A 25124-nucleotide genomic window follows, 5' to 3' on the forward strand; every position below is an offset into this window, starting at 1 on the left:
ATCCTGATTTAAGATTCGCGCCAACGGTATCTCACCGGCACCCAACTATAACCTCGATCTTCGCCTCGAATATGTCCCACGCCTGGGAAGGGCAAATGGGCACCTGCAACTAGGCAGCGTGATTTTTCAAAATTAGCTAATTGCTTCGCACGTTGTGCAGCAGCGGCATTGGAATCGACATCAAAAACGATCGTAGTCTCAGGATTCGGCAATTGAACCGAAGCGAAGTGAAGTAGATCGCCCAAGAATACAATGCTCTCACCGCCACTTTCAACGCGATAGCAACAATGTCCAGGGGTGTGTCCAGGGGTGGGATGTGTCGTAATTCCTGGTAAAATTTCCGTCTCGTTGGCAAATGGTTTGAGCTTGCCTGCATCGAGGTAAGGTTTGACCGCCTTAACGGCTTGGTCAAAAGATCTTTTACGATCGGACGGTACTCCTTCTGCATTTGCTCGGTCGAGCCAAAAATCGACATCGGGCTGACCTACGTAAACGGTAGCGACTGGAAAAATTTGCTGTTCACCTTTGACCAAACCGCCACTATGGTCTGCGTGAATATGAGTTAAGAGAATTACATCAATGTCTTCAGGTGCATAACCCGCAGCCTTCAGCGAGGTCTGTAACCTTCCGCCAATTTGCGGTCCAAACATTTCTCCCGATCCCGTATCGACCAGCATGATTTTGTCTCCAGTATCGATCACAAACACATTAATAGAGGTTTCGACTGGATTCGTTAGAAAGCTTTGATGAAGTAGGCTATCGATCTTTCCTGGGGTCGTATTGGTTAGAAGGTCGTAAAGATCCAACGGTATTGTGCCATCGCTTAATACTGTAATGTTAAACTTACCTAGCTCGAATCGATATAGACTTGGTGGTTGAGTTTTCATGAATGAATTTGTTGTTTATTGAGACGATTACGTGTATTACAAAACTATGAGAGGTAACCCAGCAATCAACTAGATATGCTGTCCGCCAGACACCTCGATTCTTTGGGCGTTGACCCATCTGTTGTCTTCAGAAAGTCAAGAAGCGATCGCAGCGCCAATATCATCGGGTACGCCTACTCGACCTAGTGCGGTTTGCGAGGCAATAACCTCGTTGATTTTTTGATTGTCGCGCACCATACCGCCACCAAAGTCTGTTTCAATAGCACCAGGAGCGATGGTATTGACGGCAATGTGTCTTTCACCCAGTTCTTGCGCTAGGTAGCGAGAAAACACTTCTATGCCTCCTTTCATACTTGCATATGCCGCATAACCAGGTTGAACGAATCGGGTAACTCCCGATGAAATATTGACGATTCGTCCACCGTCTTTAATTAGGGGAAGAAGTTTTTGCGTTAAGAAGAAAACGCCTTTTAACTGAATATTCATCAAGCGATCAAAGTCTGACTCGGTTGTCTCGGCAAAGGGTTTGTTGATGCCGATTCCAGCATTGTTAACTAGAAAATCGAACTAATCTCTCTGCCATTTCTCCTGAAGCAATTGTTTAACTTGCGCGGTGAAGCCATCAAAGGTTGCTGTATCAGAAGTGTCCAGTTGCAGCGCGGCTGCTTCTTGATGCAGTCGCTTCAAGTCGGGAAACCCGCCCAACGCGCTGCATCGCTTTAACGCCTCTTTCTTCCATTTCAATCGCCGAAACAATGCTATTAGCTTCCGCTTCGCTGCTGTTATAGGTCAAGATTACATTGACTCCTTTCTTGACCAACGCCAAAGCAGTATTTTTGCCCAGTCCTTTGCTAGATCCAGTTACCAAAGCGATTTTTGTATTGTTATTATTGTTATCGGTCATTGTCATTTCTTTAATTCTTATATATTTTCTCCATAATTATAGACTCATCAATTACATATTTTTAGGTTGGCATCATAGATTCGGGATAGCGAGTTCCTTTGGCTACATCATGAGGTGCAATTTCATCAATGCGACTGAGATCTTCTGGAGTCAGTTCGATTTCTGCTGCACGAGCATTTTCTTCAACTCGATGGCTTTTGGTCGTACCTGGAATGGGAATAATGTCTTCTCCCTGTGCCAACAGCCAAGCTAAAGCCAACTGTGCTGGGGTGCAGCCTTTTTCTTGAGCAATTTCTTTGACCTTATCGACCAGTTCCAAATTATGCTGAAAATTTTCCCCGTTTTCAAGGAGAAAATTTCGCCGAGAATCATCTGGGGCGAAGTCATCAGGACTTTTAATTGCACCTGTCAAGAAGCCTCTTCCTAAAGGAGAATATGCTACCAAACTAATTCCTAATTCCCGACATACGGGTAATACATCTGTTTCAGGAGTTCTCGTCCAGAGACTGTATTCGGTTTGCAGCATTGTCAGGGGATGAACGGCATGAGCGCGACGCAGGGTATCTCCCCCCGCTTCGGATAAGCCAATATGACGAACTTTACCTTCTTCTACTAATTCGCCTAAAGTCCCTACCGTATCTTCGATGGGAACATCAGGGTCGATTCTGGTGGGATAATATAAATCTAGATAATCGACACCTAATCTTTGCAAGCTATATGCCAAGAAGTTACGCACCGCCACGGGACGGTTATCAATCTTTAAAGAACTACCGTCGTAGTTACGAAGTTCCCCAAATTTGACCGAGATAAATACTTTGTCGCGAGGAATATCTTTAATAGCCCGACCGATCAACATTTCATTATGTCCCGAACCGTAGAAATCTCCTGTATCAAGAAAGTTGATGCCGAGTTCGACTGCATGATGGATAGTGGCAATACTTTCGGTTTCATTTGTTTGCCTACCGCCATAAGCAGCAGACATTCCCATGCAGCCTAAACCTAAAGCTGATACTTTTGTCTCAGTACTTCCAAGCTGATGATATTTCATTTCTATTCTTTTACCTTACGTATCAATAGCGTTGTTTTTGGAATCAACGCTCGATAATCACAACATATAAAATATTGCCGAGCAATTCTTCTTTTTTGTTGCTTAGACTTGTCTAATCTTGCTTTTTCTGACTTCAAATTGATAAAAAAATAGACCTAAAGCGTAATTTAATCGGGGATATACAGCTTATGATTTAACCAAACATAAAACGATAAAAAAATTCAAAGATCGGTTTGAGAGCGATCGCCACCGAGAATACAAGTCGCCATCTTACTCAAAAGACTTAGTTATCATGAATTTGTTTATTTGGTATTAATATATCCCTGTACTTTGACGATCACAAAATTTAAATTTGTACTCGACTGTGAAGGGAAAAATTTTAGGCTTTCGTTATAAAGTTATTGAGTATATTGCTAAGGGAGGATTTGGCAAAACATATTTAGCAGAAGACACTCAGCTACCAGGAAAAAATAAGTGTGTTGTTAAACAACTGTATCCTAGTGGTGAAGACTCAAAGCTTTTAGCAGTAGCTCGTCGTTTATTCTACACTGAAGCGTCTACTCTGCACATATTAGGACATCACGAACAGATTCCTAAGCTTCTAGCCTATTTTGAAGAAGAAGAAAAGTTTTATTTAGTTCAGCAATATATTCAAGGTCAAACTCTTGTTCAAAAGTTAACTACTGCCCAAGCTTGGACAGAAACACAAGTTATTGAATTATTAAAAGATGGTTTGAATGTTTTACAATTTATTCACTCTCAAGGGGTAATTCACCGTGATGTTAAACCAGATAATTTAATTCGCCGTGATTCTGACAACAAATTAGTCTTAGTAGATTTTGGTACAGTTAAAGCGGTACTACATGGACAAGCAAACGCTAATCAATTAACAGTGGCAGTAGGAACACAGGGTTATATGCCTATAGAACAAGCTAGAGGAAAGCCTCTAGCCGCAAGTGATTTATATGCGTTGGGCGTAATTGGCATTCAGGCACTTACAGGAATTGTGCCTATAGATTTAGAAGATGATGAAGAAGGAGAATTAATTTGGGAATCTTTAGCTAATGTTAGTCCTCAATTGGCTAAAGTTTTGACTCAAATGACAAGGTATCAACCTAATGAGCGTTATCAGTCGGCAACCGAAGTTTTACAAGCTCTAGATACTCTATATAATGTTGGAGGGAAAAATCAGTCCATTGCCGTTAATGAAAATATAAATTTGCAAACTTCAGAAGCAGTTCAGACTCCAAATATTATCGCTTCACCCGTAGTCGAAAAATTTCAACCATTTTCCAATGCTACTAATCTAAATATGAATGAGAGTATGGGGCAAAATACAGGTTATAACGCCACTGCTTTAAATAATAAATTAGCACCAGTAAAGGTCAATCCTATATTTACACAAAGTCAGTTAAAATCTCAGCTAAATGCCAAAAAGCCAAAGTATAAAAATATTTCTAGTTTAGAAATCGTCAGTTTGACGATCGCTCTGATTACCTTCATGATTGGTGGTATATATATATTATTGCAGCAGCCTAGTGCCGAGCAGAAGGGAAGTCCCGCAAATAGTAATGGACCTAGCCTTAGCACTCCAATAAATCAAGGGGAAAAATTTAGAAAAGGTTTTTAATATCGCAGCAAGCCGCTCGATTAAAACACAAAGGTTACTGATGCAAAAGTAGCGAGTAGTAAGTAAATTGATGAACGCAAATACTAATACAAATATAAATTATCAAGCGATCGCCAAAGAGTTGGCAGGGATGGAAACGATTAGCGATCGCGATCGTTTAACTAAACTATCTTTAGATTATTATCACTTCAGTCCGATTCTGACCGAGCAATTGCAAGATAAACGAGGAGAATTAGCAATTTTCCCCACCACAGAAGAGGAAATAGTACGAGTTGCCCACACTTGCGTCAAGCACAAAATTCCCTTAACCGTCAGAGGTGCTGGAACAGGCAACTATGGTCAGTGCATACCATTACAGGGTGGCATTATTTTAGATACTGCCAAAATGAATCAAATCAAATGGTTGAAACCTGGAATAGCCTGTGTACAGCCAGGAGTCAAGATGGCAGCTTTTGATAAAAAGGCGAGAGAAATAGGTTGGGAACTGCGTATGGCTCCTTCTACCTATCGTACAGCTAGCATTGGTGGCTTTATTAGCGGTGGTAGTGCGGGCATGGGTTCGGTTAACTATGGACAAATCAGCGATCGCGGTAATCTAAGACGAGTACGCATCGTAACTTTAGAAGCACAGCCTCAAGTTATGGAACTGTCTGGAGATGAGGTACAAAAGGTGCTTCATGCTTACGGTACAACAGGAATTATTACCGAACTGGAGATTGCCCTAGCCCCTGCTTATCCTTGGCAAGAAGTAATTGTGGTATTTGCTGACTTTATGACTGCTGCTAAGTTTGGACAGGCATTAAGCGACAGTAACGGTATTGTCAAAAAACTAGTTAGTATTCATGCTGCACCGATTACTCGCTATTTTGCTGCCCTACAAAACTATTTACCTGAAGGAAAACATTGCGCTTTGCTGATGGTGTCGGAGTATGACTTTGCTCCTCTCCAAGATTTAGTCAGAGAATATCAAGGAGAAATAACCTATAGCAAAAGTGCCTCTGAAGCAATTAAGGGTACTAGCTTATTAGAGTTTACCTGGAATCACACTACTCTCCATGCTCGCAATGTCGATAGCAACTTGACTTATTTACAAACTTTTTATTTCACCCTCGATAGACTAGAGCAACTGTACCAACAAGCTGGGGATGAAATTATGATTCACCTGGAATTTTTGCGGGCGGGAAATAAGGCTGTCCCTGCTGGGTTGCAGCTAATTCGCTACACTACCGAGGCAAGGTTAAATGAGATTATACGTAATCACGAATCTCAAGGGGCATTTATTGCCAATCCTCACGTTTACACCATCGAAGACGGTGGCAACAAACAGATCGATCCGCAAAAAGTAGCTTTCAAACAGAAAGTAGATCCTTACGGCTTATTAAATCCTGGTAAAATGCGCGGTTTTAGCAAATAATTTCTATTTAAAGTATATGACCAATCAATTATCATTTCCTCAAGCGATCGCTACCACTCAAGCCCTCATGGATAAAATGAATGCTGCCCAACTAAGTGAAGCTGAAATTGAACAAGAATTAACATCCATGATCGAGACTAAAAACGGAGGAAGGGGGTTTTTTGTGGCTTACTTAACCAGTGAGCTTAACCTAGCAGATAATCCTTCTCCAGGAGTTATCAATGCTTTAAAATCTTCTCCACAAACAGCAAACGAACTATTGGTTAAGAATCTGGCTATGTCTTCAGCGATGGTTGTTGCTCACGATCGCCAGCATGATTTAGAAAACGCCAAAGGTTCGCAAAAAGTTCAAGAGCGTACTTGCAAGTTAATTCAACTTCTTAAATCAAAGTCGATTGAAAATGAATTGCAGAAGTTGCAAATGACAATTGAAGCAGGACAGGGGGATTATCAAGAATTTTTACAACGCTGGGGTTATGACAGTGAGCAACAACAAGCAATCAAAAAAGCAATTATTAACACTTTTAGCTAAAGATTTTAAACACCTATAGTCATTTCAAATAGGAAACGTATTAGACAAGATGACTTTGATGAAAGCCTTAAACTCTTCTGAACACTGACCTCTGACCTTTCAGCAGTTAAATACTAGAAAATTAATTGAAATAACTATAATTTCTGCAACGCCTTTAAACGACACTTGGAGTTGCATCTACCTCAAACTTATAGCCAACACCACGTACAGTTTGAATAAAAGAAGGTTCGGCAGCATCTACTTCGATTTTCTTACGAATTTGACCTATATGAACATCTACAACTCTTTGATCGCCAACATAATCATAATCCCAAACATTTTGAATTAGCTCATCTCTGCGCCAGACTCGTCCAGGTCGAGTAGCCAGAAAATGGAGTAAGTCAAATTCTAAGGCCGTAAGTAAAATTAACTTATCGTTTATTTTTACTTCTCGGCGAACTGGATCTATAACCATATTGCTGAATACTAATGGTTGCTTTTCTGAAGTTGTAACTGTTCTTTGTCTTTTTAAAATAGCTTTTACTCGATACTCTAATTCCTGAAGGTCAAAAGGCTTAGTGAGATAATCATCAGCACCCTTCAAAAATCCTTCTTTCTTGTCAGCAGCATCAGCACGGCTGGTGAGCATCAGAATAAACACATCAGTATGACGCTGCATTTGCTCACATAAGTTATACCCTAATGCGTCTGGAAGATTAACATCAAGTATTACTAAATCTGGATTAAACTGTTCAAAAACTTTTAATGCAGTTTGCCCATCTTCAGCCGACTCAAGCAAATAGTCTTTTTGACCAAGAAAACGATATATTAGATTACGAATTGCAGGGTCGTCATCTACAACTAAAATTTTAGCAGAAGCAGTTTGCATAATTTCAATAAGTAAATTAAGGATAAAAATCTCTTATAGGCTTTAAAAGAGAAAACAAAGCTTATATTCTTGATATCAGTCTTTTAGACAATTATCAACGCATAATCAAATAATGCCAACAACATAGACCACTTTTGCGGTTATGTCTATTTTTATTGATTAGGTTATGTTAATGACTTATATATGACAAAAGCTCACCTCTACTTCTTACTTATTTTTAATTTATTGACTAGATAAATATTGTCAGCCAATTTTCGGGATAGTATTTAATGTTTTATTTGTGTTTCTTAGGTTATTTTTCTCAAAGTCTTTTATAACAGATATTTCATGATTTCAAAACTTTTGTTATTTCTCTAAAAAATATTCACTATTTTTGAACGTTTTTGAATCGCTTTTTGGCAGAGGCAAAAGATTCTTTCATGACTGACTGAATTTTTTTAGGATCGGGTTTTTTACCCCCCATCAAATCTCCAAAATAGACACAAGCACCCTCTCCTAAAGACCAAGTGTAAGCTGCTGCCCATGATGCGGCGATGACGCTACCAAAACCAGGAATGAATTTAATTAGTTCTCTGCCTATAGCCTGGGCAAAAAAGCCACCAGCGATCGCACTAGCAATTCCTCCAGCTTGAGAAGGAGATAGAGTCTGTCCATACAGCTTGCCTAATAGTCCTACTAAAGATATTTGTAATGCAGTTAAAACAGGCATGGTGGCAAAAGGTAGAGGAACAGCAGCCAAGGTTGCAGCAATAGTAGAAAAGGCTACTAGATAACGTCGGGCAGTATCTCGATAAAGATTGCCTAGTTCGTCTCCACCAGTATTATCTAGTAGCTGATGGATTGTTCGTGATTCTGCCTCTGGAAGCAATTCAGCCAAAGCATCGGTTAACGCTTCCAAACCGTAGAAAGTTGGATTGTATTCGTCTTCTTCTAAAGTGAAGTCAATTGAAATAGCGCGATCGCAAAGCTGCCCAAAGTCTTTTTTAATTGCCTGAAAAGCGCGATTAACGGCTTCATAATCTGGGGGATATTCTGGATGATCTGCCACATCGCTAGGATAAACTTCATGCAGACAAGTAACTACTAATAAACAAGGAATAGTCGGATGATTTTGGCGCAACTCTTCGGCTACCTGTCGTAAAGTATCGATCGCAAAGTCACTGATTTTAACCGTCAGAATTAGAATTCTGGCACATTGACTTTCCTGTTTTAATTCTTGTTCTAGTTCCTCAATAATAGTTTGGGTATTTTGATCGATATCTCCTAATCCCACAGTGTCTGTAAAGATAAGCAAGGGTAGATCTTCAGAAGGATAAGCGTACCTTTGTGTATTTTGAGTATGGGGACGAAATCCTTGCCCAACAATATCTGCTGATACTCCCGTCAACCCACGAACTATTGAGCTTTTGCCAGCTTGAGGTTTACCAATTAATAATGCTTCTGTGGTAGGCAGTTTGGCTCTAACGGTTGTTAAAATCTCTGCTACTTTTTCATCACTAACGCTAAACCAGTCCATTGCTTTGTCCGCAAGGCGATCGACAGGAAGTAAATTTTTTAAATGTCGCGTAGCATCATCTATATTTTTTGATGCCTGATTTTTCCAATCATTTGTCCAGTTAAATTTGCTCATTGCTCAATGATTATTAAAGTTATCCACCGCAACAGCGATCTATACCTAGACTAGCTAAAATCAAGTCACTTACGGCATTAGCGACGGCAAATTCGCTATAAAAACTGCGACTAAAATCAAAAGCTCGCATTTCAGCAATGATAGCAATCACTAATGAACCCAAATCGTTTTCTCCCTCCATACGCTGACGTACAAAGATCTTTGATGCCCTTTGAGCTATTTTGCCATTAACCGTTTCGGGTAAAAACTCCTCATCTAGCCACTTGTGTAAAGACTTTTTGAGCCATTCTTCTTCTTGTTCTGGATGCTTTACATCTGGCAAAGTGATGGGAGCGATTGGTTGAGGAGAGTCTTTCATAGTTAGTTTGTTCTGTTATGTTGAATTTATAGAAGTCATTAATTACTTAATATTATGGGTAACTAATAATTTAATACAGTTATTTTTAAACTGAAACATCTCCATTAAGAAATAGATAATAGTAGTAAAGATGAAAATTGATGTTTCTTCAATTGTTGAAGGGTATAGTCAGGGTTACTTTTTAATGTCTGATGATGATGGATTGGACTGGTATTCTAGTCGCCAGCGTACCTTAATACCTTTAGACGATCGCTTTCGTTACCCTAAATCTTTACAACGTGTATTAAACCAAGAGCGGTTTTCCGTAGCGATCGATCGTGATTTTAAATCAGTTTGTGAAGGCTGTGCCGATCGCGACACAACCTGGATTTCTGAAGATTTAATGCAAATTTACTTTGCTTTACATCAGGCAGGCTGGGCGCATAGTTTTGAAACTTGGCAGGGAGATCGGCTTGCAGGAGGAATATTAGGTATTGCGATCAAAGGAGCATTTATTGGTGAATCAATGTTTTATCGCCTTACCGATGGTTCAAAAGTAGCAATGGTCAAACTAGTCGAGCATCTGCGTCACCGAAAATATGTTGTCTTTGATGCCCAACTGCAAAATCCTCATTTGGAGCGTTTTGGCTCACAGGTAATCAGTGCAGCAGAATATCAAAGATTACTTAAGCAGGCAATGATGCAAGACTGCTTTTTTGCTTAAATTCTCAATTATCACTTCTATAGGACTAATAACAGGTTAATTAAATTAAATGCCTGACAGTTTGATAGCTAAATTAATTCTATCCTGTGATTGCGATCGCACCAGTTGTCTTGTTTATTGAAAATAATATATAAAATACTTCAGTAGTGGTCAACTTGATAGAAGCAATAGGCTTTGAGACGATGAAAGAGATGCTTATAGAAGAAGCAGAAAATATTGGACAAAATGATTTTATTCCCGATCTTAAAAAGATCCATGGTGCAGGTAAACACCTGCTCACTCTAATTAACGATATTCTCGACCTCTCCAAAATTGAAGCAGGTCGTATGGAATTGTATTTAGAAACTTTTGAAATTAAAAGTCTAATCAACGAGACAGTATCTACGATTCTCCCTTTGATTGAAAAGAATAATAATACTTTAAAATTCAATTTTGCTGATGATCTAAATGTAATGCACGCCGATCTAACTAAGGTGCGTCAAAGTTTGTTTAATCTTCTCAGCAATGCCAGCAAATTTACCAAAAACGGTGCAAAAAATGGACGAGAAGCATTAATTGAGTTACAAAGTCATGAACCAAAGTTAATTCTTACAGATTTGATGATGCCAGAAATGGATGGCTGGTCAGCTACCAAAAATCTTAAAACAGACCCCGCTACTAAGTCTATTGCGATAATTGCTTTGACTGCACACGCTATGGCTGGCGATCGCGAAAAAGCTTTAGAAGTTGGCTGTGATGATTACGATACGAAACCGATCTATCTATCTGGTTTACCAACTAAAATCGAAACTTTTATTCAAGTAACTTAGCTTGTTGATTGTAATTTAACTAATTTTTTTATTGAAACTATGTCATGACCACAGATAGTCAATCCCAGTTATCCATTCTTTCTCATTTACGATACGAATTATGTACGCCGATTAATGCCATCATTGGCTACAGTGAGATGCTGATGGAAGAAATTGAGGAGCTTGAGGCAGATGTAGAATATCTGCCTGATTTAGAGTCCATTCGCGACTGTGGGACTAAATTATTAGTTTCGATTAATAGTTTTTTAAATCCTGAGTCATCAATAGACAGTGAATTAGATTTAAATAAGATTGTTACTAATCCTCAGCTTAAAATTGCCTTAGAACAACCAACTCAGTTAGTAATTGATTATTGCCAGCAATTGATTCCTCTAATAGAAACTGACTTTATTGCCGATATCAAGAAAATAGATATCGCCGCCAATAAACTCTTGCAAGAAATAAATAATTTAATTAATATTTCAATTCTCGAAACAAAGCTCAACTGTCCAACATCTGTTTCCCCAGAAACCACAGATAACTCTCTAGAAATAGACTTGATTCTCGACTCAGCCAGTTCAATCGCCGCCAATAACGATCCTTTAGATACCAGCAGCTATAAGGTTTTGATTGTTGATGATAGTCCAGTCAATCGGAATTTGCTAGCTCGTCAGGTTCAGGCACAGGGTTATCAGGCGATCGCTGCTGTTAACGGCAAACAGGCGATCAAAATGATCCAAACGGGAATCTATGACTTAATTTTGCTGGATATTATTATGCCAGAAATTAATGGCTATGAAGTCCTCAAATGGATTCGTTCAGGTTCTTGGCGACACATTCCCACGATCATGATTTCGGCTCTCGATGAAGTTGATAGCGTGATTAAATGTATCGAAATGGGTGCAGCAGATTATTTGGCAAAACCTTTTAATCCCACACTACTTAAAGCTCGGTTAGGAGCTTGCCTAGAGCAAAAAAGACTAAGAGATAGAGAATCCTCTTATCTAGCGCAACTGGCTACAGCAAACGAGCAAATTAGCCAGCTTAATAATCGTTTACTAACTGAAAATACTCGTCTGAGCGCCGAATTAGAAGTAACTCAGCGTTTGCAAATGATGCTGTTGCCCAAAGAAAAAGAACTTAGTCAAATTGAAGAGTTAGAAATTGCGGGGTTTATGGAACCTGCTGATGAAGTTGGGGGAGATTATTATGATGTGCTGCAACATCATGGACGCATTACTATTGGCATTGGCGATGTAACAGGACACGGTTTAGAAAGTGGAGTGTTGATGTTAATGGTGCAAACGGCAGTTCGCACCTTAATAGAAAATAATGAAACCGATCCTAAGCGATTTTTTGAAGTGCTAAATCGTACTATCTACAAAAATGTCCAGCGTATGAATTCAGATAAAAATCTTTCTTTATGTTTAGTAGATTATCACGATGGTGTACTAAGTCTTAGCGGTCAACATGAAGAAATGGTTGTAGTTCGCTCAGGAGGAGAAGTCGAAAGGGTAGACACAATTGATCTAGGATTTCCGATTGGCTTAGAAGAAACAATTAAAGATTTTGTTTTTCAAGCTAAAGTTTATTTAAATCCTGGGGATGTAGTGGTACTATACACCGATGGAATTACAGAGGCGGAAAACCATTTGGGAGTTCATTATGGACTAGAACAATTATGTTGGGTGGTGCAGCAAAACTGGCAGCAATCAGCTAAGGATATAAGACAAGCAGTGATTCAAGATGTGCGATCGCATATTGGAGTAGAGAAAGTATACGATGACATCACTTTAGTTGTACTGAAACAAAAATAGCGTTTGACATTAATTTAAAATTCACTATATATAAACCAATTATATGAACACTAGCAATATCGTCCTTGAAAAGATATTAGGAGACTTTATTCAAGATCTACCTCCTAGTCAAGAATACTTGATCTTCAGCTTTTCTCCAGGCTCTATTCCTCTACGTCAGAGATGGCGTAATAAATGTTTGTCGGCAGATTTCTTGGCTGATTACCTTAGCACCTTTTTTCTAGGAAATAACGATCGGCAGCCAGATTCGGATAAACATGCAGAAGTTAAAAGTGCCGTTAGCTACATTGCTAATGAATTATTAGAAAATGCGATGAAATACGGTGTGGAGATGTCTCCCTTTCCCGTAAGTATTCAAATTCATCTCAACCCAGACTTAATTACTTTTCAACTAACTAATAGTATTCGGACTAAGCAAACTCAAAAATTTCAAAATCACATTAAAACTTTACTTCAGGCAGATCCTCAAGAACTATACATTGCTCAACTAGAGAAAAATGCCTTGGACGAAAATTGTGAAGCATCTGGCTTGGGATTGTTAACAATGCTCAATGATTATGGAGCAAAATTAGGATGGAAATTTGAATCTTTATCCCAAGAGCCTACGGAAATAGCTGTAACTACAATGGTACAGCTAGTAATTTAACTTGGATTTTTTCCATACAAATATTTTTTTAAAGGCTAAAATGGCTGATTAGTGATTGACAAGTAAGTTACAAAAATAAATTACCAATTATTGATTATATATTTTGGTTTTATTCCTAATGATCGTAGATAGTTATCACATATCTTATTTGGTCTTGATTTGAGTAATTTAAAATCTTAAACAATTGAGTTATATAAATCCAATTATTGTTTTTTTTGAGATGACTATGGAGATTAAAACTGAAGATTACAATATTATTTATGACGAAAGATCTCACAACGTTGTCTTTGACGGTTCGCTACGCCTCAATGGTGGAGAGGAATATGCCTCTATTTGCGAGTTGTTAGACAGTATTGCTCAACAAGAACCAGAAAAGATTGTTTTAGATTTAACAAATTTGAGTTTTCTTAACAGTTCGGGAATTAGTATTCTGTCCAAGTTTGTGATCAAAGTTCGTAAGTCTAAGAACATTCAGATGTTAGTGATTGGAGCGAAAAAAAACCCCTGGCAAGGAAAATCTCTTAAAAATTTGCAACGACTGATGCCTTCATTAAAGTTGGAATTGGAATAAAGGCAATAAGAGCGCATATATAAATAGGTGGGTAAAATTAATTAGAAAATGGTTTGGGCAGGTAATAATACCAAATCCTGTTCGTATAGATAATACCAATTTTCAAAAGTAATCAGAGAAATAGAGCATTAATAAAATAATCCCAACCATACCAAACAGAAAAGCGATCGCACGTGCGATCGCTTTCTTGGGAAATTTTAGAACTTAAGGGTGAGGTTGTTCATAAACTTTTCTTTTTCTTAGTTTATCTTTTAAGGGAGTAATCTCTTCTGGAGTAACGATTTTTACTTTGCCGTTTTCAGAAATCGCAATAGACTCACCTTTGATTCGGTGTTGTTCAATCGCTTCATCTACGGCTTGTTGAAATAATTTTTCAATGTTGTCAGGAGAAAAATTTATCTTATCCATAGTTAATTGTTAATTGTTAATAATTTGATTCCAAACATCTAGTTTAATAATAGTAATTTCTCGATCTAAGGCAGAACGATAAGCGACTAAGCTATTGTCATTTCCCGAGTTATCATAGGCTTGAAAGCGATCTGTAATCCGTAGATAAAGCTCAACAAAGTTTCTTTGTCCTCTTTTTCTTCTTCTACGTATTATATCCTCTGGGATATTGTGTCCTCCAGATGCTACTCTTCTCGCTACTCGATTGATTGCTAATTCTGGACTTTCCAACCAGACATATAGCAATACGTGGCTAGGTTAGGACAAAATTAGCTAAAATAAAAGCGCTCGCCAAAACCGAAAAATAATGCCTGCTCCCTATAGCTACGATTTAAGAAAAAAAGCCGTAGATGCCTGTTCTAGAGGTGAAAAGAAGAGAACTATTTGTCGATTGATGAAAATAAGCCGTAACACCTTAGACCTATGGCTGAAAAGAGAACAAGAAACAGGAGACTTTAAAGCGGTCGCCGAGCGTCCCACCAGAGAAGAGCGAAAAATTCAGGATTTAGAGAGATTCAAACAGTTTGTTAAACAACATAAAGATAAGACACAACAGCAAATGGCAGATTTGTGGGGAGAGAATCTTACCCAGCAAAATATTAGTGATGGAATTAAAAAGTTAGGCATAACCAGAAAAAAAGCGGTCAGACCCCGCGTCGCCGACAGGCGCAAGACAAAGGGCTTGCCCGCATGTACGCTGACCAAGACAAACTTACGGGTATCAAGAAACAGATGAAGAGAAAAGAAAAGAATTTCAAGAGCAACTAAAACATCAACAGGCAAATAACCTAGTTTATGTGGATGAAGCAGGATTCGATAACCGAGACGATTATCCCTATGGTTATAGCCCCAAAGGAGAAAGATGTTAGGCACTCAAATCTGGTAAAAGAAATGAGAGAGTAAGTTGGATTGCTGCATTCAAAGAAGGAAAAGTGTTTGCTCCGTTAACTTTTGAAGGGTCATGTAATCGAGATTTATTTGAGACATGGCTTAAAGAAAGTTTGATTCCTCAACTTCAACCTGGAAATATCATTATTATTGATAATGCTACTTTTCATAAAGGACAAAGTATTCAAGAAATAGTAGAAGAAGCAGGGTGCCAGATTTGGTATTTGCCCTCTTATTCTGCCGATCTAAACAAGATAGAGCGTTGGTGGTCGGTTCTCAAAACTTGGATGAAGCAGAGAGTTAAAGAATTTGAGACTGTTAGAGAATGTGTTGATACAGCTTTCAAAAAATGTCCTAACGTATATGCGTAATGCTATATATCAAATTAATTCTATATCCTTGAGCTTTGCATTTTTTTAAGAACAGAGCAAATGTACGAGCTGCTAACGTCGTCTCAAAAGCAAAGTCTTTGCCCTGTCTTAGTAATGTATTTAGTCTTTCAAGCATTAGCCTACTAGCTTGAATTGCTACCGCATCAACATTATTAGGATTTATTTCAGCAGCGATTATATCAGCATTAATAAACTCCAATTGATTATTAAGTGAGGATAAGATTTTTATAGCTAAGGTAGTTTTTCCAGAACCATTACAGCCTCCAAAAACATATATTTCAGGCATGATGAGTGAAGTACCTTTTTATTTAAGCGAGAATCATCATCTACTAGAACTGTAGCTGTCTATGATACGTATAAATACTATTTATTGCCCAAGAAGCGATCGCATTATTAGTGCGATCGCCTTAACAGAAGACCAAAGTGATATCTTTAGCTAGTTGAGCGCTCGCATAACTTAAAGAGAAGAAATAGAGTTTGGCGTTACTGAATGCGTAGTGATTTTCGATATCTTACTATGGAAGTAAGGAAAAATTAATGTAATGGTGCAAGCTCGTTTGACAGGAAAAGGACAAGTTACTATTCCCAAAACAATTAGAAAATAGGTAGTCCTAAAGATGTAAGGATATAAAATAGGAAATTGTAGATCATTTGATTTCCATGCCAGTAGATTTGCCATCTTGTCCATCATGTAATTCAGAACAAATTGTTAAAAACGGTCACATTCACAATGGCAAGCAAAATTATAAATGTCGCGACTGTGGTAGACAATATGTGGAAAATCCACAGAATAAAATGATCGACCAACCAACCAAAAACTTGATTGACAAATTACTCTTAGAGAAGATTCCTTTAGCTGGAATTGCCCGAGTTACAGAAGTTTCAGAACCTTGGTTACAGAGTTATGTCAATGCTAAATACGAATCAGTTTCTCAGCAAGTTAAAGTGAGAACGAAAAAAAAGGAAAATTAACGATTCAGTGTGATGAAATGTGGTCATTTGTCGGTAATAAAGCCAATAAACAATGGATTTGGTTGGCTTTGGCTGCAAAAACTAAAGAAATAGTCGGGGTTCATATCGGCGATCGCCGTCGTCATGGAGCGAGAAAGCTATGGCAATCTTTGCCCTCAGTCTATCGACAGTGTGCCGTTTGTTATAGTGACTTCTGGGAAGCCTATGAACAGGTAATTCCTTCAAAACGCCATCAAGCGGTGGGGAAAGAGAGAAAAACCAATTACATAGAACGATTTAATTGCACAATGCGACAAAGAGTTTCTCGATTAGTCAGGAAGACTCTATCGTTCTCTAAGAAAATCGAAAATCAGATCGGGGCAATCTGGTATTTTGTCCATCATTACAACACGTCCTTACATCTTTAGGACTACCAGAAAATATTTACATTTAGATATTGGAAGCAAAATAGATTTTGTGATTGATGAAAATGGCGAGGTTAAAGTTATACCTCTAAATATTGCTGTTGAAAGTTTATCTGGTGTTCTTCATCGTCCAGGAATGAAAACAACTTCCTTAGCCGATATGAAACAAGCGATCTCCGAGGGTGCTAGTGATTGGACTTGATACTAACGTCTTAGTGCGATATTTAACTAGAGATGATGAAGCACAGTGGAAACAAGCGGTAAAAATAATTAATAATGCCGAGTCGTGTTTTATCTCTGATATTGTTTTGTGCGAGATGGTTTGGGTTTTGAGGGGAAGATCCTATAAATATCTTCAACCAAAGATTTTGAGTGTTATAGAGCTTCTGCTACAAAGTTCTAAGCTGGAATTTACCAATCGCACTGTTATTTATCAAGCATTAAGACTTAATAAGTTAGGACAAGCAGATTTTGCCGATTATCTCATCGGCGCAATTAACTATAATCACGAATGCACAATCACAGTTACTTTTGATCAAAAACTAAAAGGTGAAAAATGGTATCGAGTTTTGGATTAAATCAACAAGCGATCGCCTTTTCAGAACTGCGATCGCTTTCAAATAAGTTGAACAATATTAATTTGACATAGATTGTATTCCCTCTTTAAGACTGCGACACATTTCGTCCTGTGTCGCATCTGCTGAGATTTTAATTGAAATGTCTCCTTTTCTAGTCTTTAACTCCTCAAGAGCTTTCATATCCTGGCGATTCGCCAAAAAATAATCAGTTAACTCCTTAGTAGTCATTTCTTTAAAGTTATCAGACATCAATTTCCATCTCCATTGTCAAGTCAGGGTATAACGTTATTCTAATATTGGCTTTTCTTCCTGCTATCAGAAAGAATTGTGCATTTCTCTCGGTGTACAAAAACACTTCGATAGGTTGCATCATTTCTGATAGCAAGTGGCAAACTTGGACAGCCATTAATAGCTGCTTTATTAAAGACACTGTGAATACAAAAAAGCGATCGCATTATTAATGCGATCGCCCTCAACAGTTTTTTCCAGCTAAAATTATAAAAAAAGCTTCAGCCAAATAACATTCTAATTAGTTCAGTACGATTCAAACCCTGGTGTTCCCCAATTGATTTAAGAATAGCGTTGAGAGTTCCTATTTTTATTGGATCATGTGCGGGAACTGTTATGTTGTGTTCTCCGTTACTTTTGGTAGTTAACCTAATATGACTACCCGTCTGACGAGTAACTTGATAATCAAGACAGGAAAGAGCTTTAATTAGATCTTTTCCTGATATGTCTCGCGGTAATTTCACGAGGCAATAACCTCATCTCGAACAATATGCAATCGAATTACTTTGGGTTTTTGTTCTTCTATAAAATGACAGTCAACCGCATCACGTATCATTTCTTTAAGACTTTCCAAATCATCTGCTTGAGTAAATATGGATTCACCCAACGCCCTGGCTGTATAGCCTTCATCGGGGTCATCTTCAACTAGAAAAACAATTTCTATCATCGGTAATAATTACTTAAAATATGGTGTTACTTAATTTGAAAATGCTTCAGATTTCTACTATAAGGTATTTACTTTTTATCTTGAGAGAATGATCGAATACAAAAAAGCGATCGCATAACTTAGTTAGAAAGATCAAAGAAATATGGTTTTAATCTAAATTCCCTAGATGAGAAAAATGCAAATCTAATTTATCCAAAATAGCGATTCCTTCTTGGAGATCGCCTTGAGCTGCTAAAGCGCGAAATCTAGTCTCAGCATCAAATTCCGCCAAAGCGATAGTGCTTAATTCTTCAATCAACTTATTAAGGCTTATCCCTCTTGCTTTAGCCAAAGTTTTAAGTCTTTCATGTTTTTCATCTGGTAAGCGAATTGTTAAAACTGACATAGTAAATACCTGATAAATTAATAATTCAAAACTTCTTCTGGTTTAAAAATCTTTAATTGGGGAAACTTTAGTTGCGATCGCTTGAAATCTTTTATATTTCTGGTAGCAATTATCTGAGCATTACCAGCCACAGCCAATTCAATTAAATGGTTGTCAGCTTCATCTGGTAGGTTGACGAGCGACCCCGCGTCGGCGTAAGACGCAAGGGAACGCGCTCGTCGTGGTCGCCAAAGATAGTAAACTCGAATCCACTGGCACACACTCATAAAAGCTGCTAATAAATTCGTTTTTTCAACATTAGTCAAAGGACAGAGATTTGTAATGTTGTCGCGATTAACAACATCAAGATATTCAGCCAACAAAGCATTGCCCATTAAAGGCTGATATTTTCCCTGTAGGCATTGTCGAAACAGTTCCCTACTAGCTGATTCACTTTGTCCAATTAGTACACTGATAAAAACATTAGTATCAATTACTATTTTTGTAACCATTAATATATGATAGCGTATATGCTATCGCATTATCACCATACCAAACAGAAAAGCGATCGCATTACTATTGCGATCGCTTTCAATTAAAAATATTTTTCCTCACAAATATATGATGTGCCTTATGAAGAAGATTTAATTGGCACAAAGTTAATTTCTATCTTGTATCCAACTGCCTGAGAATATTCTTCAATAGTAGAAAGTTTGGGAGAAGAAGATGAATACACGTTCTCTAAACGAGAAATATTGCTTTTTTTTGTAGAGAGAATTTCTGCTAACTCTTCTTGAGTTAAACCTGCCGACTTTCTCATTGCTATAAGTTTCTTTCTAAGATCGTAAGCTACGGAGAGAGCTTCATATTCTTTTTTTACTTCATTGTTTGCTAGAGCTTTTTCTCTAAAATTTGCTAGTGTGGGGCGTGTCATTTTCTAATCTCCTTCATACGTTTTTTTGCCAAATCCAATTCTTTCTTTGGTGTTTTTTGAGACTTTTTAATAAATGAATGGAGAATGATAATCTCTTTTTCTTTAACCATACAGAAAAGAGAACGACCGATACCTTCTTTACCTTTTGACCTAATTTTAAAAAGTCCTCCGCTTATAGGGGCTGTATATGGTTTACCAAGAGCGGGACCAAACTCTTCAATCATCTCAGCAATATGCAAAAAATTAGCTAGGATACTTGGTGGAAAGTTTAAGGTTTTTTGTTCTACTTTTTCGTTATAGAAGGTAATATGCCACTTCATATACCCAGGTTATCATATTTGATAACTTTTTGTTGATGCTGCTAGACTGTTCTTAACTGGCAATGAATAGCTAAAAATTTGATCTTGTCTTATGATCGCCTTAACATTAAATCAAATATTAAATAAGAAAAGCGATCGCATAACTCAATCTAAACAAGAAAGCGATCGCTCTAATTACTATTTAGCTAATGCAATAGAATTAATTGGTAAGGCTTCTGCTTCTAGACGAGTTAAATCGACAACTTTGCTAGCATGGTCTATGTCAATACCAACTAAATTTCCCTCATTATCAAAGTCAAGTAAAATACCAGAGGAGACTTCCTGAGAGTCGGTGCTAGGTTTTTCGATCAGGCTAATATAAAGTGAATCTGTTTCGGGATAGTAATTAAATTTCATAGTTACTGGTTCTTAAAATTTCGATCTAAAAAAGCATTATGAATTGTTTCCCCATCTTCTAGGGTAACAACTCTAAGATATTTACTCAGTTCGGCAATGTATATCCAGTGACGAATCCGTCCATCAGTTTGCACTTTCTTTTTGACAGGTTCTTGAATTGCTCTTTGACACCATTCTCGCTCGATATAAGGTCTTTTTACTAATACTTGCTCCTCGAAATAACGAGTTGTTTTTAAGATAACTTTTCCTTGTCTCTTTAAACTACCTATTTTATCTTCTTTTTATGTAAACCTTGGGCTAGTTCTTCATAAAAAAGCGATCGCCTTAACATAAGACCAAAGTGATATCTTTAGCTAATTGAGCGATCGCCTTAACACAAGATAAAATTTTAAATAAGAAAAGAGATCGCACTTCTGAAAAGGCGATCTCTTTGAAGAATTATTTAAAGTTGAACTAGTTAATCTTAGTCAGAATAAGTATCTGTAATACCGTCTACTGTAACGGTTACATTACCTTGACCAGTATTACCTTCAGGATCCCTCACTGTATAAGTAAACGTTTCTAGAGGAGTAGCCTGCTGTCCTCTGTTAAGAAGATTTAAAGAAGCACTAGGTCTTGGATCGTATTCCAAAGCATATTTTCCTTTGCTGCTATGTTTTGAAGAATCATTTATCTGTACAAGTTTTACGGTAGCACCAGAATCAAGAGTAACTACCTCACCAACGCTAACAGTAGTATTTTTGATTTTAGTGATGGTCAAATTTTCTCTAGCAGTGTTAGGATCACTGTCATTTTGAAGAACAGGAATCGATTCAACTGTATCTTCGTCTGTAGTAGCCGTATCATCTACAGCAACAGGATCATCTGCAACACCATTTATGTTGACTGTAGCAGTAGCACTACTAGTACCCTTAGTATCGCTAATAGTATAAGTAAAGCTATCAGGATTCTGTGCAGTTTGACCTGGATTTAATGATTCAAATCTACCGTTAGGATTGTAAGTAACATCACCATTACTCTTAACTGTCAGTAATGCACCAGAGGGCATAGTGACTTGTCGGTTGGTAGTTTGAGCATCTAAAGTATATTCAGTCCCTCCAACATTGAACTTAGTTACTGTTAAAGCATCTCCCTCTGGATCGGTATCTTTACCATTGTCGTTTGTAGGGTTTCCTCTAATTAAATTGTAATCTACAGAATTATCTTCATCTGTAGTAATTGTATCTGGTTGTGCAGAAGGAGATTCATTTGCCAAAGTGTCAGTTACCATGATCAAAGCAGCACTTTGAAGTACTAAATCAGCGTCTGTAGATACAGTTCCTGTGACTGAGGTTTGTCCAGGAGTTACATAACTAGAAATATTAAAAGTATCTAAATCTACACCATAAGTGGTTGATAAATTGAGAGTATTAATTGAGGAATTGAACTGGTTATTAATTGGGTTCAGTAAATCGGTTAAAGTATGACTATTAAACCCAAGTTTTTCATTAGTTCCACCTAGAGATTCATCGCCTTCCCAAAGTAGCATTGTGAATTTAGCAACTGGGTTATTGGCAACTTGAATACCACCAAGAGTATAGTTAACACTCTCATATCTTGATGCTTTAAAGCCTTCGTATAACCTAATAGTGTTTAGTTTATCACGAGGAATTGAAGGATCTTCATAAATTACAATCAAAGACCATGCGGATAAAACAGCACTAGATCCACAATAAGTTGAGGAAGTACTTACAGATAAATCTTTAAACTGATAATTACCATTTCTCTTGCTGACAACCTTGCTTGTCACATCTTTTACACCTTGGAAAAAACTATATGTTGAGTAAGTATCTGTGTAAGTCTGATCTGCTGTTAATGATGTTCCATCTAAGGTCACTGAACTATCTACGGTAGAACCTGAACCACCCCAATAAAGATATGCTTTTTTAACAGTTGCATTGCTAGGGATTCCAGATAGTTGTGCTGTAGAAGTGGAATTTAAACTACAGGGATTTATTGAATCTGGATTGCTTCTTAGTGTACCACCTGTACCTGTGTAGTTTACTTTACCTGAAAAAGTTTCTTTAGCACTAAGTGCTGTCCCTGCTGATGCGCTAGAAGCAATAAAAGCTTGGCTTGCTGCTAAAAAGCTGATGCCAGAAATTTTTAAAAATAAATTTAGATTTGATTTAAGATATTTACTTAAAAAGCTTGAGTGGATGTTATTCATAATAATACGATGTAATTTAAATAATTTGCTTGTTTAAAGCATTTATGTTTGTTCTCTAACAATATAAGTTGCTATTACTAACGACAGCCACAGTAATAATCGGGATTTTTTACATAAAGAATCATTGAACTTTAGTCTGCCGAATTAAAGTTTGTATAAACAACAACTACATATACTGATACTTTTAAAAAATCTAGGTTTTAATTGATTTGACAAAAAACAAAAAGCCTAAAGTCAGCTATTTAATTATGACTTCAGGCTTACTTTAGATTTTAATAAGCTAATATTTTTTTTATTTTAAAATGCTGCTGGATAACATATGTTTTGAATGGTTTCATTACTATCGAGTGTCCCAGCCATTGTTCTTAAAACCTGTTTTTCGTCCATAGATAATCTATTAGATGTCGCTCCAACCATTTTATTAATTTCAGCAATTGCATTACCCGATTTAGCATTTGTATTTGAACAGAAAACTTCACTAGGAGTTAAATCATTAGACGCTTCAGCTTTAGTGACGCTAGGAAATATTAAGAATAAAACAGCAGTAGATAAATAAATTACTTTTTTCATGAGATTTTTTAATAAATAAGCTTTTTTGCACTACTCATATCTTATTCGACTACAAATACACTCTGCTTCGATATTTGTACTAAAGTTTGATATAAACTTTAGATAAATATTTATCGGTAATTACTGATAAATATATCAACTTTTGATTTAGATGAAATTACTCTAGATAATATATAGATTATTTTTCTAATAGCTAAAACTAAGTCACCAAAGCATTTCAACTTTTAAGCTGAACTATGAAATTACTTTTATGCAATGCGATCGCCTTTATCCTAAAAGCCCAAACCACATACCATAAAATGAACAATTACGATGTATAAACTGTAGGGCTAGCTTTCTGGATAAATATACGTAAAATAGTGAAAGTCTAATTCTTATAACAACGACAGGAGACTGTAAAATTGAAAAAAATAGAAGCTATTATCAGACCTTTTAAACTAGATGAAATCAAGATTGCTCTAGTTAACGCTGGAGTCGTGGGAATGACGGTTTCTGAGGTGCGCGGTTTTGGTCGCCAGAAAGGACAGACTGAGCGTTATCGTGGTTCAGAATATACTGTAGAGTTTTTGCAAAAGCTGAAGCTGGAAATCGTAATCGAAAACGATCAGGTAGATATGGTAGTAGATAAGATTATCGCTGCTGCCCGCACTGGCGAAATTGGCGACGGCAAGATCTTTGTTTATCCTGTAGATCAGGTTGTCCGTATTCGTACTGGAGAGAAAAACCTAGAAGCAGTTTAAAGGATTGTTGAAGTTCTATTAATTGTTTGTGTATCGCCCCCTAAGTCCTCCAGAATTGGGGGACTTTTAATTAAATTGCTTTGTCCTAAAAATAGTTACCGTTTAATAGATGGGTTTAAAGCCCCGTGCTTTAGTACGATTGAGCTAATAGTTAATAGCTATGAATAGTAACACGATCGGCTTCATAGCTACAATCAGTAACGCCAGCTTTTATATTTATTGCACCTATGCAGCATTGCGATAGTCTCTAGGACTTATGCCAACATTTTTGTTAAACTGTCGATTGAAATGACTGTGACTGGCAAAACCACAGTCGAAGGCAATCTCAACGATTTGCAGGGATAGTTCTTGTTTGAGCAACCGTTTTGATTTTTCAATTCGCTTTTGGATGATGTATTGATGGGGTGATATAGCTAAATATCTGGCAAATAAGCGACACAGATAATATTTACTTAGGTTTACCTGCTTGGCAATCGAGTCTAAAGTAAGTTTTTCATCTAGATTTTGCTCGATATGCTCTAGTACAACCTGCAATTTTTTTTCAACTGCATTTTTGTAGCTACTATCATTAGCTGTAGATGGTTTAGAATATTTTTTCAATAGATGAACGGCGATCGCCTTACCTAAAGTTTGAGCATAGTCAGAACAAGCACGATCGCTTTCTAGCTGATTTTTTAGGGTTATAGCAATACCAGCGATCAGAGGATCGTTTACAGCAAACTGAGGCAAAATATCCACAGTGTTGCCGTCAAGTTTATTTTTTCCTAGATCTTTAAATAAATTTGGTTTAAGTGTTAGCAAGATAAACTCAATCTCGTCTGGTAAACTGGCATAATAATTAGTGTCAGCGGGGATTATAGTCACATCACCAGGTGAAATATGCTCAATTCGTTCCTGGTCATCTAAACTCCCCTTCACATCACCTTCAGAGAGAAAAATCTGTAGTAAATGTTGTGAGCTATTTTGGGATAAAATGGATGGATGACGTTGATAATAATCAAACTGAATGCCTTGCCAGTCTAAACCCTGACTAGATAAAAGAGGCTGATAATCCCATCGTGGTGTAAGTACCCGAATATTTGAGTTAGAAAAGTATTGTAGTTTGGAGGATAACATTGTTTATATTTGATAAATTTATGTTTATCAAGCTAAAAGCTAT

31 protein-coding genes and 4 pseudogenes are annotated in these 25124 nt (G+C 37.3%); 13 read left to right on the forward strand and 22 right to left on the reverse strand.

Translation table 11 applies throughout. The features are described 5' to 3' along the window. Positions 1-8: 8 nt before the first annotated feature. The 3 genes and pseudogenes from SLP02_RS10010 to SLP02_RS10025 all read right to left on the reverse strand — a co-directional run bounded on the left by SLP02_RS10010 (position 9) and on the right by SLP02_RS10025 (position 2839). Positions 9-887 (reverse strand): MBL fold metallo-hydrolase, encoded by an 879-nt coding sequence (locus SLP02_RS10010; RefSeq protein WP_319420512.1) that lies wholly within the window; start codon positions 885-887, stop codon positions 9-11. Positions 888-956: 69 nt separating this feature from the next. After that, positions 957-1797 (reverse strand): annotated as a pseudogene (locus SLP02_RS26610) (SDR family NAD(P)-dependent oxidoreductase). Between the two features lie 55 nt (positions 1798-1852). Next, positions 1853-2839: an aldo/keto reductase gene (locus tag SLP02_RS10025; RefSeq protein WP_319420514.1), complete on the reverse strand. Its 987-nt coding sequence runs from the start codon at positions 2837-2839 to the stop codon at positions 1853-1855. Between the two features lie 364 nt (positions 2840-3203). Here SLP02_RS10025 and SLP02_RS10030 point away from each other — a divergent pair, with 364 nt between their 5' ends. From SLP02_RS10030 to SLP02_RS10040, 3 genes are all read left to right on the forward strand, one after another. Further along, complete coding sequence (locus SLP02_RS10030) at positions 3204-4469, forward strand: serine/threonine-protein kinase (protein ID WP_319420515.1); 1266 nt, start codon at positions 3204-3206, stop codon at positions 4467-4469. 70 nt (positions 4470-4539) lie between these two features. Then, on the forward strand, positions 4540-5883 hold the full coding sequence (locus SLP02_RS10035; RefSeq protein ID WP_319420516.1) for an FAD-binding oxidoreductase: 1344 nt from the start codon (positions 4540-4542) through the stop codon (positions 5881-5883). Positions 5884-5899: 16 nt separating this feature from the next. Beyond that, positions 5900-6415 (forward strand): hypothetical protein, encoded by a 516-nt coding sequence (locus SLP02_RS10040; RefSeq protein ID WP_319420517.1) that lies wholly within the window; start codon positions 5900-5902, stop codon positions 6413-6415. A gap of 154 nt (positions 6416-6569) precedes the next feature. On the opposite strand, the gene SLP02_RS10045 is transcribed toward SLP02_RS10040, so the two are convergent. The 3 genes from SLP02_RS10045 to SLP02_RS10055 form a co-directional block, all read right to left on the reverse strand. Next, positions 6570-7283, reverse strand: a complete 714-nt coding sequence (locus SLP02_RS10045) for a response regulator transcription factor (RefSeq protein WP_319420518.1) — start codon at positions 7281-7283, stop codon at positions 6570-6572. Between the two features lie 367 nt (positions 7284-7650). Then, entirely contained in the window at positions 7651-8913 is a 1263-nt protein-coding gene (locus SLP02_RS10050; protein WP_319420519.1) for a YcjF family protein, read from the reverse strand. Positions 8914-8932: 19 nt separating this feature from the next. Then, positions 8933-9271 (reverse strand): hypothetical protein, encoded by a 339-nt coding sequence (locus SLP02_RS10055; RefSeq protein WP_319420520.1) that lies wholly within the window; start codon positions 9269-9271, stop codon positions 8933-8935. Between the two features lie 130 nt (positions 9272-9401). Between SLP02_RS10055 and aat the strand changes: the two genes are divergently transcribed. The 5 genes and pseudogenes from aat to SLP02_RS10080 all read left to right on the forward strand — a co-directional run bounded on the left by aat (position 9402) and on the right by SLP02_RS10080 (position 13796). Then, positions 9402-9974 (forward strand): leucyl/phenylalanyl-tRNA--protein transferase, encoded by a 573-nt coding sequence (aat, locus tag SLP02_RS10060; RefSeq protein ID WP_319420521.1) that lies wholly within the window; start codon positions 9402-9404, stop codon positions 9972-9974. 188 nt (positions 9975-10162) lie between these two features. Beyond that, positions 10163-10783, forward strand: a pseudogene (locus SLP02_RS10065) (hybrid sensor histidine kinase/response regulator); the annotation flags it as partial. A gap of 44 nt (positions 10784-10827) precedes the next feature. After that, positions 10828-12579, forward strand: coding sequence for a SpoIIE family protein phosphatase (locus tag SLP02_RS10070; protein ID WP_319420523.1), 1752 nt, complete (start codon positions 10828-10830; stop codon positions 12577-12579). Between the two features lie 43 nt (positions 12580-12622). Then, complete coding sequence (locus tag SLP02_RS10075) at positions 12623-13225, forward strand: DUF6272 family protein (protein WP_319420524.1); 603 nt, start codon at positions 12623-12625, stop codon at positions 13223-13225. 226 nt (positions 13226-13451) lie between these two features. Beyond that, positions 13452-13796 (forward strand): slr1659 superfamily regulator, encoded by a 345-nt coding sequence (locus SLP02_RS10080; protein ID WP_319420525.1) that lies wholly within the window; start codon positions 13452-13454, stop codon positions 13794-13796. A 204-nt stretch (positions 13797-14000) separates the two neighbouring features. Here SLP02_RS10080 and SLP02_RS10085 read toward each other — a convergent pair whose 3' ends face one another. Together SLP02_RS10085 and SLP02_RS10090 are read right to left on the reverse strand one after the other, a co-directional pair. Then, a complete protein-coding gene (locus SLP02_RS10085; protein WP_319420526.1) occupies positions 14001-14204 on the reverse strand; it encodes a hypothetical protein in 204 nt (67 codons plus the stop codon). A 9-nt stretch (positions 14205-14213) separates the two neighbouring features. Continuing rightward, on the reverse strand, positions 14214-14474 hold the full coding sequence (locus SLP02_RS10090; protein WP_319420527.1) for a hypothetical protein: 261 nt from the start codon (positions 14472-14474) through the stop codon (positions 14214-14216). Positions 14475-14550: 76 nt separating this feature from the next. On the opposite strand from SLP02_RS10090, the pseudogene SLP02_RS10095 reads away from it, so the two are divergent. After that, positions 14551-15502: pseudogene (locus SLP02_RS10095) on the forward strand (IS630 family transposase). Positions 15503-15506: 4 nt separating this feature from the next. Here the strand turns inward: SLP02_RS10095 and SLP02_RS10100 are convergent. Then, positions 15507-15809: pseudogene (locus SLP02_RS10100) on the reverse strand (zeta toxin family protein); the annotation flags it as partial. A 374-nt stretch (positions 15810-16183) separates the two neighbouring features. Here SLP02_RS10100 and SLP02_RS10105 point away from each other — a divergent pair. The 3 genes from SLP02_RS10105 to SLP02_RS10115 all read left to right on the forward strand — a co-directional run bounded on the left by SLP02_RS10105 (position 16184) and on the right by SLP02_RS10115 (position 17477). Then, positions 16184-16902 (forward strand): IS1 family transposase gene (locus SLP02_RS10105; protein ID WP_413467157.1). Its coding sequence is split into 2 segments (ribosomal slippage): positions 16184-16481 and positions 16481-16902, totalling 720 coding nucleotides; the frame shifts between segments, so codons are not numbered across the junction. Then, positions 16865-17101, forward strand: a complete 237-nt coding sequence (locus SLP02_RS26615) for an AbrB family transcriptional regulator (RefSeq protein ID WP_413467359.1) — start codon at positions 16865-16867, stop codon at positions 17099-17101. The genes SLP02_RS10105 and SLP02_RS26615 overlap by 38 nt, the downstream gene beginning before the upstream one ends. Then, the gene (locus tag SLP02_RS10115) at positions 17088-17477 is read left to right on the forward strand and encodes a PIN domain-containing protein (protein ID WP_319420531.1); all 390 of its coding nucleotides are present in this window, start codon (positions 17088-17090) and stop codon (positions 17475-17477) included. The genes SLP02_RS26615 and SLP02_RS10115 overlap by 14 nt, the downstream gene beginning before the upstream one ends. 57 nt (positions 17478-17534) lie before the next feature. On the opposite strand, the gene SLP02_RS10120 is transcribed toward SLP02_RS10115, so the two are convergent. The 12 genes from SLP02_RS10120 to SLP02_RS10170 form a co-directional block, all read right to left on the reverse strand. After that, a complete protein-coding gene (locus SLP02_RS10120) occupies positions 17535-17726 on the reverse strand; it encodes a DUF6887 family protein (protein ID WP_319420532.1) in 192 nt (63 codons plus the stop codon). After that, entirely contained in the window at positions 17719-17883 is a 165-nt protein-coding gene (locus tag SLP02_RS26620; RefSeq protein WP_413467158.1) for a DUF6888 family protein, read from the reverse strand. Before SLP02_RS26620 ends, SLP02_RS10120 begins: the two co-directional genes overlap by 8 nt. A 103-nt stretch (positions 17884-17986) precedes the next feature. Then, complete coding sequence (locus tag SLP02_RS10125) at positions 17987-18229, reverse strand: type II toxin-antitoxin system HicA family toxin (protein WP_319420533.1); 243 nt, start codon at positions 18227-18229, stop codon at positions 17987-17989. Next, positions 18226-18432 carry a 2-oxoisovalerate dehydrogenase E1 subunit beta gene (locus SLP02_RS10130; protein ID WP_319420534.1) on the reverse strand — a complete coding sequence of 69 codons (207 nt, stop codon included), beginning with the start codon at positions 18430-18432 and terminating at the stop codon, positions 18226-18228. The genes SLP02_RS10125 and SLP02_RS10130 overlap by 4 nt, the downstream gene beginning before the upstream one ends. Positions 18433-18580: 148 nt before the next feature. Further along, positions 18581-18817, reverse strand: coding sequence for a toxin-antitoxin system HicB family antitoxin (locus SLP02_RS10135; protein WP_319420535.1), 237 nt, complete (start codon positions 18815-18817; stop codon positions 18581-18583). A gap of 17 nt (positions 18818-18834) precedes the next feature. After that, on the reverse strand, positions 18835-19308 hold the full coding sequence (locus tag SLP02_RS10140) for a putative toxin-antitoxin system toxin component, PIN family (protein WP_319420536.1): 474 nt from the start codon (positions 19306-19308) through the stop codon (positions 18835-18837). Positions 19309-19427: 119 nt separating this feature from the next. Then, a complete protein-coding gene (locus SLP02_RS10145) occupies positions 19428-19730 on the reverse strand; it encodes a helix-turn-helix domain-containing protein (protein ID WP_319420537.1) in 303 nt (100 codons plus the stop codon). Beyond that, the gene (locus tag SLP02_RS10150) at positions 19727-20050 is read right to left on the reverse strand and encodes a type II toxin-antitoxin system RelE/ParE family toxin (protein ID WP_319420538.1); all 324 of its coding nucleotides are present in this window, start codon (positions 20048-20050) and stop codon (positions 19727-19729) included. The genes SLP02_RS10145 and SLP02_RS10150 overlap by 4 nt, the downstream gene beginning before the upstream one ends. A gap of 177 nt (positions 20051-20227) precedes the next feature. Next, a complete protein-coding gene (locus tag SLP02_RS10155; RefSeq protein ID WP_319420539.1) occupies positions 20228-20446 on the reverse strand; it encodes a DUF2283 domain-containing protein in 219 nt (72 codons plus the stop codon). Between the two features lie 2 nt (positions 20447-20448). Further along, on the reverse strand, positions 20449-20685 hold the full coding sequence (locus SLP02_RS26625; RefSeq protein WP_413467360.1) for a hypothetical protein: 237 nt from the start codon (positions 20683-20685) through the stop codon (positions 20449-20451). 224 nt (positions 20686-20909) lie between these two features. Then, on the reverse strand, positions 20910-22655 hold the full coding sequence (locus SLP02_RS10165; RefSeq protein WP_319420541.1) for an Ig-like domain-containing protein: 1746 nt from the start codon (positions 22653-22655) through the stop codon (positions 20910-20912). Positions 22656-22952: 297 nt separating this feature from the next. After that, positions 22953-23225, reverse strand: coding sequence for a hypothetical protein (locus tag SLP02_RS10170; protein ID WP_319420542.1), 273 nt, complete (start codon positions 23223-23225; stop codon positions 22953-22955). A gap of 401 nt (positions 23226-23626) precedes the next feature. Between SLP02_RS10170 and SLP02_RS10175 the strand changes: the two genes are divergently transcribed. Next, entirely contained in the window at positions 23627-23965 is a 339-nt protein-coding gene (locus SLP02_RS10175) for a P-II family nitrogen regulator (protein WP_319420543.1), read from the forward strand. 225 nt (positions 23966-24190) lie between these two features. On the opposite strand, the gene SLP02_RS10180 is transcribed toward SLP02_RS10175, so the two are convergent. Beyond that, positions 24191-25081: a helix-turn-helix domain-containing protein gene (locus SLP02_RS10180; RefSeq protein ID WP_319420544.1), complete on the reverse strand. Its 891-nt coding sequence runs from the start codon at positions 25079-25081 to the stop codon at positions 24191-24193. Positions 25082-25124 lie beyond the last annotated feature (43 nt).

Source organism: Pleurocapsa sp. FMAR1 (assembly GCF_963665995.1).
Taxonomy (GTDB): Bacteria; Cyanobacteriota; Cyanobacteriia; order Cyanobacteriales; family Xenococcaceae; genus Waterburya.